Here is a 14660-nt window from a genome sequence, read left to right on the forward strand (position 1 = left end):
AAGACAATGAGTGATATTTTTTACGCATGTTGTTCGTTTCCATTAATCTATTAAAATAAAAATGGAACCCGCGGTTCCATTTTTTTACTTAAACGTACAGCTGCGTTTGTTGACTTGCTGTTGAGTGGTTTGTGTGTGAAAATTAGCGTTATGGGTATTGTTATAGCGTTCTTTTTACATCAAATTGCTCAAGTAAATCTTTAACTCGTTTCAAAAACATTCCGCCAAGGGCACCATCAACAACGCGGTGGTCGTAAGCAAGCGATAGTATGGCTACCGACCGGATTCCAATGCTATCGCCCTCCGAGGTTTCTATTACCACTGGGATTTTCTTTATGGCTCCTATGGCAAGAATGGCTACCTGCGGCTGATTGATAATTGGGGTGCCTGCAAGCGTATCAAAAGCACCAAGGTTAGTAATGGTAAAGGTCCCTCCTTGAATCTCATCCGGAAGGAGCTTGTTTGCACGGGCCCTGTTGGCAAAGTCGTTTACAGCGATGGCTAGTCCCGTTATGTTTAGCCTTTCGGCGTTCTTAATTACAGGAACAATGAGATTGCCACTCGGAAGCGCAGTGGCCATGCCGAGATTTATCCGTTTTTTAATTAGAACTCTATCTCCATCAACAGAGGCATTAATCCCAGGGAACTCCTTAATTGCTCTTGCAATAGCCTCGAAGAAAATAGGGGTAAAGGTGAGCTTTTGTCCCTCCTTTCGCTGGAAGTCAGCCTTGTTTCTTTCTCTCCACTTTACGATATTGGTGAGATCGACATCGATAAAGCTGGTTACGTGAGGCGAGGTTTGTATGCTCATGACCATATGGTCGGCAATTAGCTTTCGCATACGATCCATGGGAACTACCTCAATATCTTCAACTTGTTCTATCTTGTTTGGAGGAACAATCTCCTGTTTTGAGGAAGTTGCTGTCGATACATTTTTTGTCTTTAGAACTCCTGAATTTCTACTGGAAATAAATTGGAGCATGTCTTCCTTGGTTACTCTACCGCCCAAACCTGTGCCAGTAATTTCTTGCAACTCCTCTTTGGAAATATGCTCTTTCTTTACAATGCTCTTAACTAACGGGGATAGGTAAGCCTCGTCAATGTTGGCAACTGGCTTCTCAGGTTCAACCTCCTGCTTTATTTGGCCAATGCCAGGAATTTCACTAATTATCTTATCGAGTTCAGGTTGGTCGCTGTTTGTTGCGGCTTCACCTTCGGCTTCTATAACGGCAATAACCTGTCCAACCTGCGGCACATCCCCCTCTTTAAAGGCAATGGATGCTAGGCGACCAGCATGAGGTGCGGGAATCTCGGAGTCAACTTTGTCAGTTGCAATTTCCACAATTGGCGTATCTTCATCCACATGATCGCCAACGCTCACCAACCATCTGGTAATAGTGGCATCCGTTATTCCTTCACCCATGGCGGGCAGGGTAACTTCAATCCTTTTCATTGCATTAGGGGCTTTGTTTTTCCTTCTATAAAAGGAAAATGAATGGTTTTTGTTCAATGTTGAGGGCTAAAAACTTCCTCTTATCAACATCCTTATGTTTCTTGCAATGATGCTAAAGTCGAGTGCCACTGAGTAGCTTTTGGCATACAAGAGGTTTGTTGTAGTGGCATGTGTTTCGTCAGGACAGTTTCGAGTAGGTGAAAAGATACCCGTTTTGAGTTTTGGAAGTTTGTAAAGCGAAGGGTCTTCTACATGATAGCCTACCATTGTTTTCGCCCCCACCAGCACTTTGGTCAATGCTTTTAGTGTTCGGCCCACTCGCTTACCTACCGTAATCCATAGCGGTGAAGTAAGCAGCAAAACGATACTTACAACAATATCCAATAGCCGCTTTAACCTTCTGTTGGTGTGTGATGCAAGAGTCTCCTGTCCAATGGAATATAGATCGCCAGCCGTTTCAATTGAATTGCTGCCAATTAGCGAAATGCCCTTCGGTGGTGCTAGCTTGAAGCTGACGCCAGTGTAGGAGAGGCGAAGCATGAGAAGAACTATTTGCGTTGAGGAGATATCGGAAGAAGAAATTATGAGTTCATTAATTTTTTCAACGCGAATTCGCTCCGCTAAGTGAGAAAAAACGGCTTCCTCATTGTTTTTGTCGTCCCATGGTGACTGTTCTAAGAGCTCGCCTTTAGCCCCTGAGAGCTCAATGAGCTGTTTGATTCGCATTGCTTCATCGGGTGAGGAAAGAATCAACTTTCTAAGTCGCTCTGGTTTGTAGGGAACTAGACTATTCCCAAACACTTTTCCGATAAGACCTCTTGTCAGAGGAATCAATAGAAGCGAAGTTACTGAGCTAATGGTGATGATTGCTCTTGAAAATCGGATTGATTCTGGCAGAAAGGTGTAGATTATAAGAACCCCAACTGCGCCAATGGCAACTCCCTTCCAGACCTTCTTTTGGCGCAAGGGTCGGTCGTATCCGCCGCTCAGGAATATTGCCAAAACAAAGGTGAGAATAAAGCCTGCAAGGAAAGAATAAAGCAGTGGTCGAGCGTAGTCGGTATCTTTAACAAGCACCTCCCAAGCAAGGGTAGAGGTGAGGAAACTGCATGCCAGCACCGAGGCATCAGCAAGCGGGAGTATGAACATTTGAAAGGCACGCTTGGCTAATGAAAGGGCTGCTCGAAGGTAAATTGCTAAATAAATGGCGGTTGAATAATATCGTGCTTCGCTGGTGTTAAAGTGTTTCTTGGCAAAAAGGATCATTGCCTTATAGAATATAACTACATAGTTGATGCTTCCCTTTTTGGTGCTTTCCCCCTTGTAGTGAATTATGGAGGTTTCGGGTGTGTAGTAGTTTTTATAACCAGCTTTTAGAATACGGTATGAGAGGTCAATGTCCTCACCATACATAAAAAACGCTTCGTCGAGGAGACCGGTTTGTGCCAGCACGCTAGTGCGCATAAACATAAATGCACCAGCTAGAATTTCAATTTCGTGCGTTTCGTTTTTGGAAAGATGTCCAAGGTAGTAGTGGGCAAAGCGTTTGGAGCGAGGAAAAAGTTTGATTAGCCCCGATATTTTATAAAAGGCAACGGCGGGTGTTGGAAGTCCTCTTTTTGATTCTGGCAGGTAAGCTCCCTTGCCATCAATCATTTTTACTCCAAGTGCTCCTGCCTCCGGATGGCTATCCATGAATTGGATGCAGGTGGTGAAGGTATGCTCCTGCACTAGCGTGTCAGGGTTGAGTAGCAAAACATATTCGCCAGATGATTGCCTAATGGCCTGATTGTTGGCAACAGCAAAGCCACTGTTTTTATCGTTTTCGATTAGCTTAGCCCAAGAGTGATGCTCCCTCACCATCTTGCTGGAACCGTCCACCGATAGGTTGTCTACTACAAAAACTTCTGCATCAATTCCATTTATCGCTTTCTTTACCGATAAAAGGCATTGGTCGAGGAAATCCTTTACGTTGTAGCTAACAATGATAATGGAGAGCTTCATGGTGTAAATGTAAAAAAAAACAATCAAGCCACATTGCTGCAGCTTGGTTGTTGTCCTTACTTCAATTGTTGACCTATTCCATTAGTTTTTTGATGGCATTTGCCAAACGCTTTGCACCTTCCCTGTTTAGTTCTGTTGACATGTAGGAAAAGTTTATTCTCAATGTATTTCGTCCACTTCCATCGCAATGGAAAACATTACCAAGCACAAATGCAACGTTCTCCTTTAGCGCAATTTCAAATAACTTTTCGGCATCCATGTTTTCAGGAAGGGTCATGAAAAGAAACAGACCACCTTCAGGCTCTGTCCAGGTAACGCCTTTTGGCATATAATCGCGGAAGGCTGCAAGCATTGCATCGCGCTTTTCCTTGTAGGAGGCAATAATTTTTCCGAGATTTTGGTCGAAATAACCCTTTTCGATATAGCTGGCAGCGATTTTTTGAACAAAAGGTGGGGTGCACAGATCGGTTGCTTGCTTGGCCATCACAATTTTGTCAATAATGGCTTCGTGTGCAATTACCCAACCAATTCGAAATCCTGGAACAAATATTTTGGAGAAAGTGCCTAGCAAAATTACATTGCTATCATTATCGATCTCAAATATGGTTTTTTGTGGTTTCCCTTCAAAACGAATTTCTCGGTAGGGGCTGTCCTCTATCATCAGTACGTCATATCTTTTGCAGATATCGATGATCTCTTTTCTGCGGAACTCAGGCATGGTGATACCGGCAGGATTTTGAAAGTCGGGAATGATGTAAACAAACTTAGGCTTCTCCCCATTCTTCTTCAGCTCTGCCATCTTCTGTTCCAGCAGGTCGCTACGCATTCCATGCTCATCGAGCTTAATGCCAAGCATGTCGGCACCATAGTTGTGGAAAGATTGCAGCGCACCAAGGTAGGAGGGAAGTCCACAGATTATTTTGTCATCTGGGTTTACGAAAATTTTTGGTAGAAGGTCAAGACCTTGCTGCGATGAGGTTAGTATTACAAGGTTTTTCAACTCAATGTTGAGCCCCATTTTACGGTAGCGATCAACCATAATCTGGCGTAGCTTGGTGTCGCCTTCGGTGGCACCGTATTGAAGCGCTTTAGCTCCATCGTTTTCCAAAACGTCTATGCTAATCTCCTTAAGCTGCTCAATTGGAAATGACTCTGGTGCCGGCAACCCACCAGCAAATGAGATAATATTGGGGTTTTGTGTAAGCTTTAGCAGTTCCCTAATGGCCGACCGCTTCATTCCTTGTCCACTCCTTGACCAAATCTTGTCCAAATCGCTAATCATATTAATCCCTCCTAGTTATGTTTAACTTTCATATTGTATGTAAATATGAAAAAATAGTTTCAATAGTGAATTATTTTCGTGTTCAAAGTTACGAACTGTCATGAAAATAACCAATGTTTTTGATTCTATTTGTTTTGATGTTCTATGTTTTACAACAGGGTTTGTATTTAGATAGTCATTGAAGTTTAAACACCATGGTCATTGGTAAATTCCACATAAAAAAACCGGACTGGCTACTTATGCCGTCCGGTTTTTGCTATAGAAATGTGTGGTGTTAGTCGTTCTTTTGTGGGGTAATGCAATAGGTAATAATCATTTTGCAAGCATTTGGATTCCTGAGTTTACAGGAGTGTTGGAAATCGAGGCATGCCTCTGGTTTGAGATTTTGCTTGTAGTAACACATCCCTCTATTGTAGAGCGCAATTGTATTTTCAGGCTCAATTTCCAAGGCTTGGTTGAAGCTATTAATTGCATCCTGAAATTTCTCAGTTTTGTAGTAGGCAATTCCCATGGTGCTGTATGCCCCGCTGCTACTGGGATTTATTACTAAAATGCTTTTGCAATCGGCAATGGCACCCTCGTAATCCTCTTTGCGAATTTTAAGGGCACCTAAGTTGAGGAGAATTTGCTCTTCAAATTTTTTATCGTTGAGGGCTGCTGCTTGATTTAGGGTTTCTAGAGCTTGATCCAAATCATTCTTTTTTATACTAATAATTGCCTTCGCCAGCAGGAATCCTGCATAGTTGGCGTTTTTCTCCATGGCAACAGTCAACAGCTTCTGGGCTTCTTTGATATTATCGGAAAAGAGGTTTCCTGCAATAAGACCATAGGTTGCCTCCAGATCGTCGGGCTTGAGGCTTAGGGCTGCTTTGAAGTTGGTAATTGCTTCTTGAAAATTCTTGTGGTCCATGTTGTCGAACCCGTTTTTCAGAGAGGTTTCGTAATCTTGTCCAAAGGCAAGCCCTACAAAGCACATAAGGAGGGTGAGGGTAGTAAACGTTTTTCTCATATTTGCTACAATTCAAATCCTATAAGTCGTTGTTTCCGCTGTCGAACGGTATTCGATTTTTAATTGATCTGCTTAGCGTAACCTCGTCGGTATATTCCAACTCGTCGCCAAATCCAACACCTCTGGCAATAGTTGTTACCGAAACAGGATAATTTCTAATTTTCCTAAAGATATAAAAATTAGTTGTTTCTCCCTCCATTGTCGTGCTGAGTGCTAAAATTACCTCCTTTACTTGACCCTCTGCGATTTTGTTAATGAGCGATTCAATATTTAAATCGGCAGGGCCAATTCCATCCATTGGTGAGATTATGCCACCAAGAACATGGTAAATTCCGTTGAAAATCCCAGTGTTTTCAACTGACATAACATCTCTTACCGACTCAACAACACAAACAATGGAGTGATCCCTACGTAACGAGGCACAAATGTCGCATGTTTCAGAATCGGAGATGTTGTGGCACGAGTGGCAGTAGCGGGTTTTCGACCGCATCTCTACTATGGCGGTACCAAACAAGGTGACATTTTCTTCTGGCTGCTTGAGTAGGTGCAAGGCTAGCCGAAGGGCAGTTTTTTTCCCGATTCCGGGAAGTTTCGCCAGCTCTTCAACCGCATTTTCAAGGTACTTAGATGGAAAGTGAGAGAGATTCATGCTGCCAGATTTTGGATGCAAATTTACCAATATTTGAATGTATTGCTAATTATCTTTATCCCTTTGGGTTTACAGCTAATTATATTTTCTTTGCTAAAAATGCTTTTATGTCGCCTCTTTCCATTGCACTTATAATTGTCGCTTATTTTGCCGTGCTGGTTGTTGTTTCAACCCTAACTGCACGGAAGGCTAACAATCAAAGTTTTTTTAATGGCAATCGGCAGTCACCTTGGTACGTGATTGCCATTGGTATGGTAGGTACCTCTATTTCTGGTGTCACTTTTATATCTGTTCCGGGTTGGGTTGTAACCGATCAGTTTTCCTACATTCAAATGGTGTTGGGGTTTCTTGTCGGCTACATGGTTGTTGCCAATGTGCTTTTACCCCTCTACTACAAGCTAAATCTAACATCGATTTATACATACCTTAGCATTCGTCTAGGATTTTGGTCTTATAAAACGGGGGCTACCTTTTTTTTAATAAGCAGAACTATAGGTGCAGCGTTCCGTCTTTTTCTAGTGTCGTTGGTGCTACAAACCCTCATATTTGCAAAAATTGGCGTTCCATTCTGGGTCACCGTTTCAGGTACCATCGGACTTATTTGGCTTTACACCAATAGGGGCGGGGTGAAAACTATTATCTGGACCGATCTCATTCAAACTGTAGCCATGCTACTTGCTGTAGTTCTTTGTGTGGTGCTGGTGGCCGATGCGCTGGGAATTACCTCTTTTGGACAGATGGTGCACGTGGTTAGGACAAGCCAGTTTTCTCGCGTTTGGTTCTTTGATGATCCTTCTAGCAAGCACTACTTCTGGAAGCAGTTTCTTGCGGGGGTATTTATTCCTATTGTAATGACAGGGCTCGACCAGGATATGATGCAGAAGAATTTAAGCTGTCGTAGTCTTTCCGATGCCAAAAAGAACATGTACTGGTATAGCTTCATGTTTTTACCCATTAATCTTATTTTCCTGACAATGGGTGTGTTGTTGGCTATTTTTGCGCAAACGAAAGGCATTGGTATTCCCGCTCAAACGGACAACCTCTTTCCTCTCATTGCAACCGGCGGTTATCTCAATGCTGCCTTGGGTGTTTTCTTTGTAGTGGGTGTAGTTGCTGCCGCCTATTCCAGTGCCGATTCTGCCCTTACGGCACTTACCACCTCGTTTACTGTCGATATTCTTGAGGCCGATAAGCTTGGGGAATCTCAACTTCGACGCACAAGAAAGTTGGTTCATGTTTTAATGTCGTTAGTGCTAATTGCCACCATTATCCTTTTCAAACAAATAAATGATGAAGCTGTAATTAAGGCTATATATATGGTGGCAGGATACACGTATGGTCCGCTGCTTGGGCTTTACGCCTTTGGCTTGCTAACCAAATTCAAAGTTCGAGATTTTCTTGTACCGGTGGCGGCAATATGTGCCCCAATCCTGTGCTTTATTGCCAGCCATTACTTTGCTATTGGATTTGAGCTGCTTATATACAATGGAATTGCTACCTTTGGGTTGATGATGTTGTTTAGCATTGGGGTTAATTCAAAAAAAAGGTCGATTAGACAATAGAGCACCTCGCCTAATTATGCTGGGCGAGTTGGGATAATCTGGATTGGCTGAGCATGGTGCTGCTGGTTATTAACCATTAATACTTAAGATATGAAGAAAATTGTTTTTGTCTTTGCCTTTGCCATTTCATTCTTGACAATTAAGGCACAGGATGTGGTTGCCTATCGCATCTTCACCTCCGATGGTGTTGAGGTCCCTTTTAGTAAAGTTATGGAGGCTGCCTACAATTCGGATGTTCTTTTTTTTGGTGAGCAGCACAACAACCCTGTGGTGCATTGGCTCGAACTCCAAGCTGAAATGGCACTGCAGCAACATTTTTCAGACAGTTTGGTGCTTGGTGCCGAGATGTTTGAGGCAGACAACCAACTGCTGCTGGATGAACTTTTTCAAGGGCTCATTCCTCTCAAAAAGTTTGAAGAGGAGTGCAGGCTATGGCCAAACTATAAGAATGACTACAAGCCACTGTTGGAGTTAGCGTTGGAGAAAAAGTTACGCTTTGTTGCAACCAACATCCCTCGTCGATATGCGTCTGCTGTTGCCACCTCTGGAATTGATGTGCTTGCAAAATTCTCAAAGGAAGCCCACCTCTATATGGCTCCGCTTCCAATTAAATACAATGCTGATTTACCGTCGTACAAGGCAATGGCTGCAATGGGAATGGCGGGAGGTGCCCATGGGGCTTCTCACATTGCAGAAGCACAAGCCGTAAAAGATGCCACAATGGCCTATTTTATTGTAAAAAATCTTCCGGTAAAGGGCTGCTTCTTACACTTCAATGGTAGCTACCACTCCGATGACCATGAAGGAATTCCATACATGGTGAAGCAGCTGCGCCCATCGTTAAAAGTGTTGACCATTTCCTCTGTTGAGCAGTATAAGGTCGATTCACTTGCTGCTGAAAATAAGGGGAAAGGTGACTTTGTGGTAGTGGTCAATAGCACCATGACAAAAACTTACTAACCGTTTCTTTGGTTAATAAAAAAAACTCCGAAGCAGGTATGCCTCGGAGTTTTTTTAGGTTTATTCCGCTCAATAGTCCTTGCGAACTACCAAACAGTCGGCCATAATGTCGTGCAACGCTTGTTTCTTTTCAGTGAAGCCGGCCATGATAAATCCTACATAGAGAATCATTTTAGAAATTATCTTTCCAAAGAAACGGCCAGTGGCCCGAGCAAAGGTAATGCGGTTTCCTTGCATGTCGGTAACCTTAATGCCAACCGCCATTTTCCCCAAGGTTCCCTGTGGGGTTGATGATTCCATTATGGCGTAGTATAGCCATCCAATGGTGAGGAATATAAGAACCAAGAGAAGGATTGATCCTGCAACAACGCTAATTATTCCAATTACTTTGGTGGTAGTTTCGGGCTGTTGAGAGGCTGCAATTATTCCGCCAACCATAGTGAGAATTATGGGCAATGCAATAATTCCACCTGCCAGCTGTAATATAAAAGAATCGATGATGAATGCGGCTAGTCGTAACCAGAAGCCTGCGTAACGGGGAGTGGGTTCTTCAATAACTTCCATGGCCTTTTAGTGTTAAAATTAAAAACCTAAGTTACACCATTTAATAGAAAAACGCAGGTGGTAAGCCTGCGTTTTTCATAATTATTTTCAGAAAGCGATTTTTAAATAAACTTAAGCCTTGGAAGTAATGAGTTCAACGGCTTTGTTAATTGACGCTTGCAGCCCAGCAGCATTCTTGCCACCAGCAGTGGCAAAGAAGGGTTGACCACCTCCACCGCCATGAATTTCTTTGGCTGCCTCGCGAATAATGTTAGCCGCGTTATGCGATTTTTTTACCAATTCGTCACCGAACATGATGGTAAGCGATGGTTTGTCGCCCAACACGCTGCCTACAACAAAGGCAATATTGGCAATTTCACCACGTAGCTGGTAGGCTAAATCTTTAACTGCGTCTGGCGAAAGGTTCAGTGCGGCAGTAATTAGGGTTATTCCATTGATCTCTTTGGCGTTGTTTTTAAGCTCACTTTTAAGAACAGACAACTTTTCCTTTAAGTAGGCCTCAATTTCTTTCTCCAGCCTTCTGTTTTCGTCCATCAACTTTTGAATGCCATGTGCCAGATTGCCAGTGATGTTCAGCGTGGCTTTTGCCTCCTTTAGCTGGCTGAGTGATTCGTTGACAAATTGCTCAGCTTTGTCTGCTGTGATGGCCTCAATTCGGCGGATACCTGCAGAAATAGCACCTTCGCTCACAATTTTTAAAAGTCCAATTTGACCGGTGGCTGGAACGTGAGTTCCACCGCAAAGTTCAATGGATGTGCCAAACTGAATTACCCGAACGCTATCGCCATATTTTTCGCCAAAAAGCGCCATTGCACCCAACTTTTGAGCTTCAGCCATAGGTAGGTTTCTGCGCTCAACCAAGCTGTGGTTTGCTCTTATTTTTGTGTTGACGATTTTTTCTACTCTTGCAAATTCCTCTTCCGACATTTTTTGGTAATGGGAGAAGTCGAATCGGAGATAGTCGGCATTTACCAGTGAGCCTTTCTGCTCAACATGGGTTCCCAAAACCTCGCGGAGTGCCTCGTGCAGCAGGTGAGTGGCTGAATGGTTGTTTGCAGTGAGTCTACGCTTATTGATATCCACATGTGCCTGAAAGTTGGACGCCGGATCGGCTGGCAGCTTTGCCGTGATGTGCACAGTTAGATTGTTCTCCTTTTGAGTGTCGAGTATATCAATGCGTTCTGTTTCCGACTCAATAAAGCCGCCATCTCCAGCCTGACCTCCCGATTCTGCATAGAAGGGAGTCTTGTTGAAAACCAGTTGGTAGAGTGTTTTGGTCTTTGTTTTAACAGTTCTGTACCGGCAAATTCTAACGTCAGTTTCGGTAAAGTCGTATCCTACAAATTCCACCTTTTCAAGTTTACGCAACTCTACCCAGTCGTCGGTTTCGGTGGCCGCCGCCGCACGGCTCCGCTCTTTTTGAACCTCCATGGCCTTGTTGAAACCATCACGATCTACCGTTAACCCCTTTTCTCTTAAGATGAGTTCGGTAAGGTCTAGCGGGAAACCAAATGTGTCATAAAGTTCAAAGGCGCTTTGACCTTCCAGTTCATTCGCATGCTTTTTGCGCGCTGTTTCAATGTGCTGGTCGAGCAGCCGAATTCCTGTTTCCAGTGTCCGAAGAAACGATGCCTCCTCTTCTACTATAACCTTCTCAATCAGCTGCTGCTGCGACTTCAATTCAGGGTAGGCGTCACCCATCTGATTTACCAGGGTGGCTACCAGCTTGTATATGGTTGGGTCCGAAAATCCGAGAAAGGTGTAGCCGTAGCGGACAGCCCTTCGAAGGATGCGCCGAATAACATAGCCCGCTTTTACGTTGGAAGGTAGCTGACCATCAGAAATGGAGAAGCTAATTGCTCTAAGGTGGTCCGCAATAACTCGCATGGCCACGTCGCACTGCTGGTCTGCACCGTATGTTTTTCCAGCTAGGGCGGCAATGTGCTGGATTAGTGGTTGAAAAACGTCAGTGTCGTAGTTGCTCTGCTTGCCTTGAATTGCCATGCAAAGGCGCTCGAACCCCATGCCGGTATCCACATGTTGAGCGGGAAGCAATTCCAACTCTCCACTGGCCTTACGGTTAAACTGCATGAACACGAGGTTCCAAATTTCTATCACCAGAGGGTTGCTTGTATTTACCAACTTTTCACCGGGAACTTTTGCTCTTTCCGCTTCGGGTCGGAGGTCGATGTGCACCTCGCTGCAGGGACCACAAGGACCTGTATCCCCCATTTCCCAGAAGTTGTCTTTTTTGGAACCCCATATAATATGGTTATCTGGAAGATATTGCTTCCAGTAGTAGAGGGCTTCATTATCCGGATCAATCTTCTCTTCGGTATTACCTTCAAATACAGTTGCGTAAAGGCGATCCTCTGGTAAATGAACAACCTTTACCAGAAACTCCCACGCCCAGTCGATGGCCTCCCTTTTAAAGTAATCGCCAAACGACCAGTTGCCAAGCATTTCAAACATGGTGTGGTGATAGGTATCGTGCCCTACCTCCTCCAGATCGTTGTGCTTTCCCGAAACGCGCAAACACTTCTGAGAGTCTGCAATTCGCTTGGATGCTGGTTCCGATATATTGAGGAAAATGTCCTTAAACTGGTTCATCCCTGCATTAGTGAACATTAGCGTGGGATCGTTTTTTACCACCATTGGAGCAGAGGGCACAATCTGGTGCCGTTTGCTTTTGAAAAACTCCAAGAAGGTAGTCCGAACTTGGTTCGAATTCATAAAATTCTATATTTTAACGTTTTATTTAGCCCTACTTTACACTTTAAATGCAATATTTTGATGAAAAGAGGTTGTAAAATTAATTTATTTCGTCTAGTTTTGAAGCGCTATTATAACTTTATCCTAAAAATTAGGTATTTATAGGCATGGCAAAACATCATTACAGATTTAATCCACACACCCTCAGTTTTGACTTAATTGCCACAACGTTAAGGCATAAGTTATTACGTGGTTTAGGTTACCTAGTGGGTGGCTTCATTATCGCTTCCAGCTTTAGTCTTGTATTTTCCTACTTCTTCGATACGCCACGAACCTTATCCTTAAAAAGAGATCGAGCCGATGTTCTAGTAAAGTATGATTTGCTGGAGAAGCGATTCGATGATGCAAAAAAAGTACTTGTGGACATGGCCCAGAGGGATAACAATATTTATCGCAGTATTTTTGAGGCTGATACCATACCGTCATCAATACGGGAGGCTGGATTTGGAGGAGTTGATCGTTATGGATCATTCTCAAATTTGAAGCATGGAGAGGTAATCATTAAAGCTTCTCTTGACCTTGATGAGATCACCCGTCAGGCATTCATTCAAAGTAAGTCGTTTGACGACGTTATTAAAATGGCAAAGCAAAAGGAGCTAATGGCTGAAAATATGCCGGTTATAGAACCTCTTTCGCAGCGTTCCAACGTTAGAATTACCGCTCCCTTTGGCTTCCGTCAGGACCCTTTTAAAGCTTCGATAGAGTATCACGAAGGGGTTGACTTGGCTGCACCCGAAGGGACTGCCGTCTATGCATCAGGCAATGGCGTTATTGAACTCACCAATTCCTCTGATCATGGCTATGGTAATCAGATTATTATAGATCATGGATTTGGTTATAAAACTCGGTATGCTCACCTCAAGTTAATAAAAGTAAGAATTGGGCAGCACGTGAAGCGTGGTGAGGAAATTGCACTCCTTGGTAATACGGGTCGAAGCACTGGCCCGCATCTTCATTACGAGGTCATTTACCACAACAAGCCAGTTAATCCGCTTAACTATTTTGGCGATATAGATCAAGCCGAGTTCGATAAAATAGTAGACAGAGCCGATCTAACCTCTGGCGTTGGTCAAGATTAATTATTTGTAGATGGGTAAAGGTAAGTATCACTTTAATCCGGATTCTCTAAGCTTTGACAAGGTTAGGTTAAGCCTTCGTAACAAAATTACAAAGGGTGCAACCTATTTTTTTGCCAGTGCCGTAATTGCCATTGTTTATTATATTGGGTATTCCTTCTTTTTTGATACACCAGTTGAGCGCGGGTTGAAGAGGGAGAATGCGCAGCTATACAATCAGTTTGATACGCTTTCCAAAAGGTTCGATCAGGTGGAAAAGGTTATTACTGACCTTGAGCAACGCGATGAAAATATTTACCGAACTATATTTGAGGCTGAACCCATTCCGTTATCTGTTCGGACCGCTGGAATGGGGGGTGTTGCTCGATATGACGAGCTGGAGACTATGTCAAACCCTAAAATTGTAATAGAATCTTTCAAAACGTTAGAAAAACTAAGCAATCGAGTAAAAGTACAGAGTCGGTCGCTCGAACAATTAACCGAGCTGGCTAAGCGTAAGGAGGAAATGATGCAATGCCTCCCTGCTATACAGCCTATTAGAAATACCGATCTCAGGCGCGTCGCTTCACCCTTTGGTATGCGGATTCACCCCTTTTATAAAGTGTTGAAAATGCATACTGGTATGGATTTCACTGCTGCTACAGGAACTGATGTTTTTGCTACAGGAGATGGTACAGTCACTAGGGTTGAGCAATCCCAACGTGGGTTTGGGAACGTGGTGGAAATCGATCATGGTTTTGGCTATAAAACGCTCTATGCGCATCTAAGTGCCTTCAATGTTCGTCAGGGTCAGCATGTGAAACGTGGCGATGTTATTGGTAAGGTTGGGAATTCGGGGATGTCAATGGCTCCTCACTTGCACTATGAGGTATGGAAAAATAATTCTCCGATAAATCCTATTAATTTTTACTTCAACGACCTTACCCCAGCCGAGTATGATAGGTTAATAGAGTTAGCTGCAAATAGTGGACAATCCTTAGATTAGCATAAGCCATGCCCTATAAAGAAAAAAAGGTAGAGAAACTTTACTACACCATTGGTGAAGTGGCCAGTATGTTCGATGTTAACACTTCCCTTATCCGGTTTTGGGAGAAGTCATTCGACATTATTAAACCCAAAAAGAACAAAAAGGGCAATCGCCTCTTCACAAAAGATGATATTGAAAACTTCCATCTTATCTACTATCTAGTAAAGGAGCAGGGAATGACTTTGCAGGGCGCTCAAAAGCGTATTAAAGAGAACCGAGAGGGCACGGTTAACACCTTCGATATCGTAAAGTCGCTTACTGAGATTAAGGAAATGCTGCTCGAGGTAAAAGAGTTACTTTAA

12 protein-coding genes are annotated in these 14660 nt (G+C 43.4%); 5 read left to right on the forward strand and 7 right to left on the reverse strand.

From position 1 onward, the window contains the following. Nucleotides 1-160: 160 nt before the first annotated feature. The 5 genes from VMW01_15090 to recR all read right to left on the reverse strand — a co-directional run bounded on the left by VMW01_15090 (nt 161) and on the right by recR (nt 6397). A complete protein-coding gene (locus VMW01_15090) occupies nt 161-1453 on the reverse strand; it encodes a dihydrolipoamide acetyltransferase family protein (protein HUW07571.1) in 1293 nt (430 codons plus the stop codon). Between the two features lie 66 nt (nt 1454-1519). Beyond that, the gene (locus VMW01_15095) at nt 1520-3457 is read right to left on the reverse strand and encodes a glycosyltransferase (GenBank protein ID HUW07572.1); all 1938 of its coding nucleotides are present in this window, start codon (nt 3455-3457) and stop codon (nt 1520-1522) included. A gap of 73 nt (nt 3458-3530) precedes the next feature. Then, a complete protein-coding gene (locus tag VMW01_15100) occupies nt 3531-4739 on the reverse strand; it encodes a PLP-dependent aminotransferase family protein (GenBank protein HUW07573.1) in 1209 nt (402 codons plus the stop codon). Between the two features lie 274 nt (nt 4740-5013). Continuing rightward, a complete protein-coding gene (locus VMW01_15105) occupies nt 5014-5748 on the reverse strand; it encodes a tetratricopeptide repeat protein (protein ID HUW07574.1) in 735 nt (244 codons plus the stop codon). A 19-nt stretch (nt 5749-5767) separates the two neighbouring features. After that, nucleotides 5768-6397: a recombination mediator RecR gene (gene recR / locus VMW01_15110; protein ID HUW07575.1), complete on the reverse strand. Its 630-nt coding sequence runs from the start codon at nt 6395-6397 to the stop codon at nt 5768-5770. Between the two features lie 107 nt (nt 6398-6504). Between recR and VMW01_15115 the strand changes: the two genes are divergently transcribed. Beyond that, a complete protein-coding gene (locus VMW01_15115; protein HUW07576.1) occupies nt 6505-7959 on the forward strand; it encodes a sodium:solute symporter in 1455 nt (484 codons plus the stop codon). Between the two features lie 90 nt (nt 7960-8049). Next, entirely contained in the window at nt 8050-8919 is an 870-nt protein-coding gene (locus VMW01_15120; protein HUW07577.1) for a ChaN family lipoprotein, read from the forward strand. A 69-nt stretch (nt 8920-8988) separates the two neighbouring features. Here VMW01_15120 and VMW01_15125 read toward each other — a convergent pair whose 3' ends face one another. Together VMW01_15125 and alaS are read right to left on the reverse strand one after the other, a co-directional pair. After that, the gene (locus VMW01_15125) at nt 8989-9483 is read right to left on the reverse strand and encodes an RDD family protein (protein HUW07578.1); all 495 of its coding nucleotides are present in this window, start codon (nt 9481-9483) and stop codon (nt 8989-8991) included. Between the two features lie 111 nt (nt 9484-9594). Beyond that, entirely contained in the window at nt 9595-12216 is a 2622-nt protein-coding gene (alaS, locus tag VMW01_15130) for an alanine--tRNA ligase (GenBank protein ID HUW07579.1), read from the reverse strand. Between the two features lie 146 nt (nt 12217-12362). On the opposite strand from alaS, the gene VMW01_15135 reads away from it, so the two are divergent. The 3 genes from VMW01_15135 to VMW01_15145 are packed head-to-tail and all read left to right on the forward strand — an operon-like array spanning nt 12363 to nt 14660. Then, nucleotides 12363-13334, forward strand: a complete 972-nt coding sequence (locus VMW01_15135) for a M23 family metallopeptidase (GenBank protein HUW07580.1) — start codon at nt 12363-12365, stop codon at nt 13332-13334. Between the two features lie 10 nt (nt 13335-13344). Further along, the gene (locus VMW01_15140) at nt 13345-14316 is read left to right on the forward strand and encodes a M23 family metallopeptidase (protein ID HUW07581.1); all 972 of its coding nucleotides are present in this window, start codon (nt 13345-13347) and stop codon (nt 14314-14316) included. A gap of 8 nt (nt 14317-14324) precedes the next feature. Then, a complete protein-coding gene (locus VMW01_15145) occupies nt 14325-14660 on the forward strand; it encodes a MerR family transcriptional regulator (protein HUW07582.1) in 336 nt (111 codons plus the stop codon).

This window comes from Williamwhitmania sp. (assembly GCA_035529935.1).
Taxonomy (GTDB): domain Bacteria; phylum Bacteroidota; class Bacteroidia; order Bacteroidales; family Williamwhitmaniaceae; genus Williamwhitmania.

Excerpts from the sequence above, each read along its gene's own strand:
- VMW01_15090 (HUW07571.1), bottom strand. The coding sequence starts at position 1,453 with ATGAAAAGGATTGAAGTTACCCTGCCCGCCATGGGTGAAGGAATAACG.
- VMW01_15095 (HUW07572.1), bottom strand. The coding sequence starts at position 3,457 with ATGAAGCTCTCCATTATCATTGTTAGCTACAACGTAAAGGATTTCCTC.
- VMW01_15100 (HUW07573.1), bottom strand. The coding sequence starts at position 4,739 with ATGATTAGCGATTTGGACAAGATTTGGTCAAGGAGTGGACAAGGAATG.
- VMW01_15105 (HUW07574.1), bottom strand. The coding sequence starts at position 5,748 with ATGAGAAAAACGTTTACTACCCTCACCCTCCTTATGTGCTTTGTAGGG.
- recR (HUW07575.1), bottom strand. The coding sequence starts at position 6,397 with ATGAATCTCTCTCACTTTCCATCTAAGTACCTTGAAAATGCGGTTGAA.
- VMW01_15115 (HUW07576.1), top strand. The coding sequence starts at position 6,505 with ATGTCGCCTCTTTCCATTGCACTTATAATTGTCGCTTATTTTGCCGTG.
- VMW01_15120 (HUW07577.1), top strand. The coding sequence starts at position 8,050 with ATGAAGAAAATTGTTTTTGTCTTTGCCTTTGCCATTTCATTCTTGACA.
- VMW01_15125 (HUW07578.1), bottom strand. The coding sequence starts at position 9,483 with ATGGAAGTTATTGAAGAACCCACTCCCCGTTACGCAGGCTTCTGGTTA.
- alaS (HUW07579.1), bottom strand. The coding sequence starts at position 12,216 with ATGAATTCGAACCAAGTTCGGACTACCTTCTTGGAGTTTTTCAAAAGC.
- VMW01_15135 (HUW07580.1), top strand. The coding sequence starts at position 12,363 with ATGGCAAAACATCATTACAGATTTAATCCACACACCCTCAGTTTTGAC.
- VMW01_15140 (HUW07581.1), top strand. The coding sequence starts at position 13,345 with ATGGGTAAAGGTAAGTATCACTTTAATCCGGATTCTCTAAGCTTTGAC.
- VMW01_15145 (HUW07582.1), top strand. The coding sequence starts at position 14,325 with ATGCCCTATAAAGAAAAAAAGGTAGAGAAACTTTACTACACCATTGGT.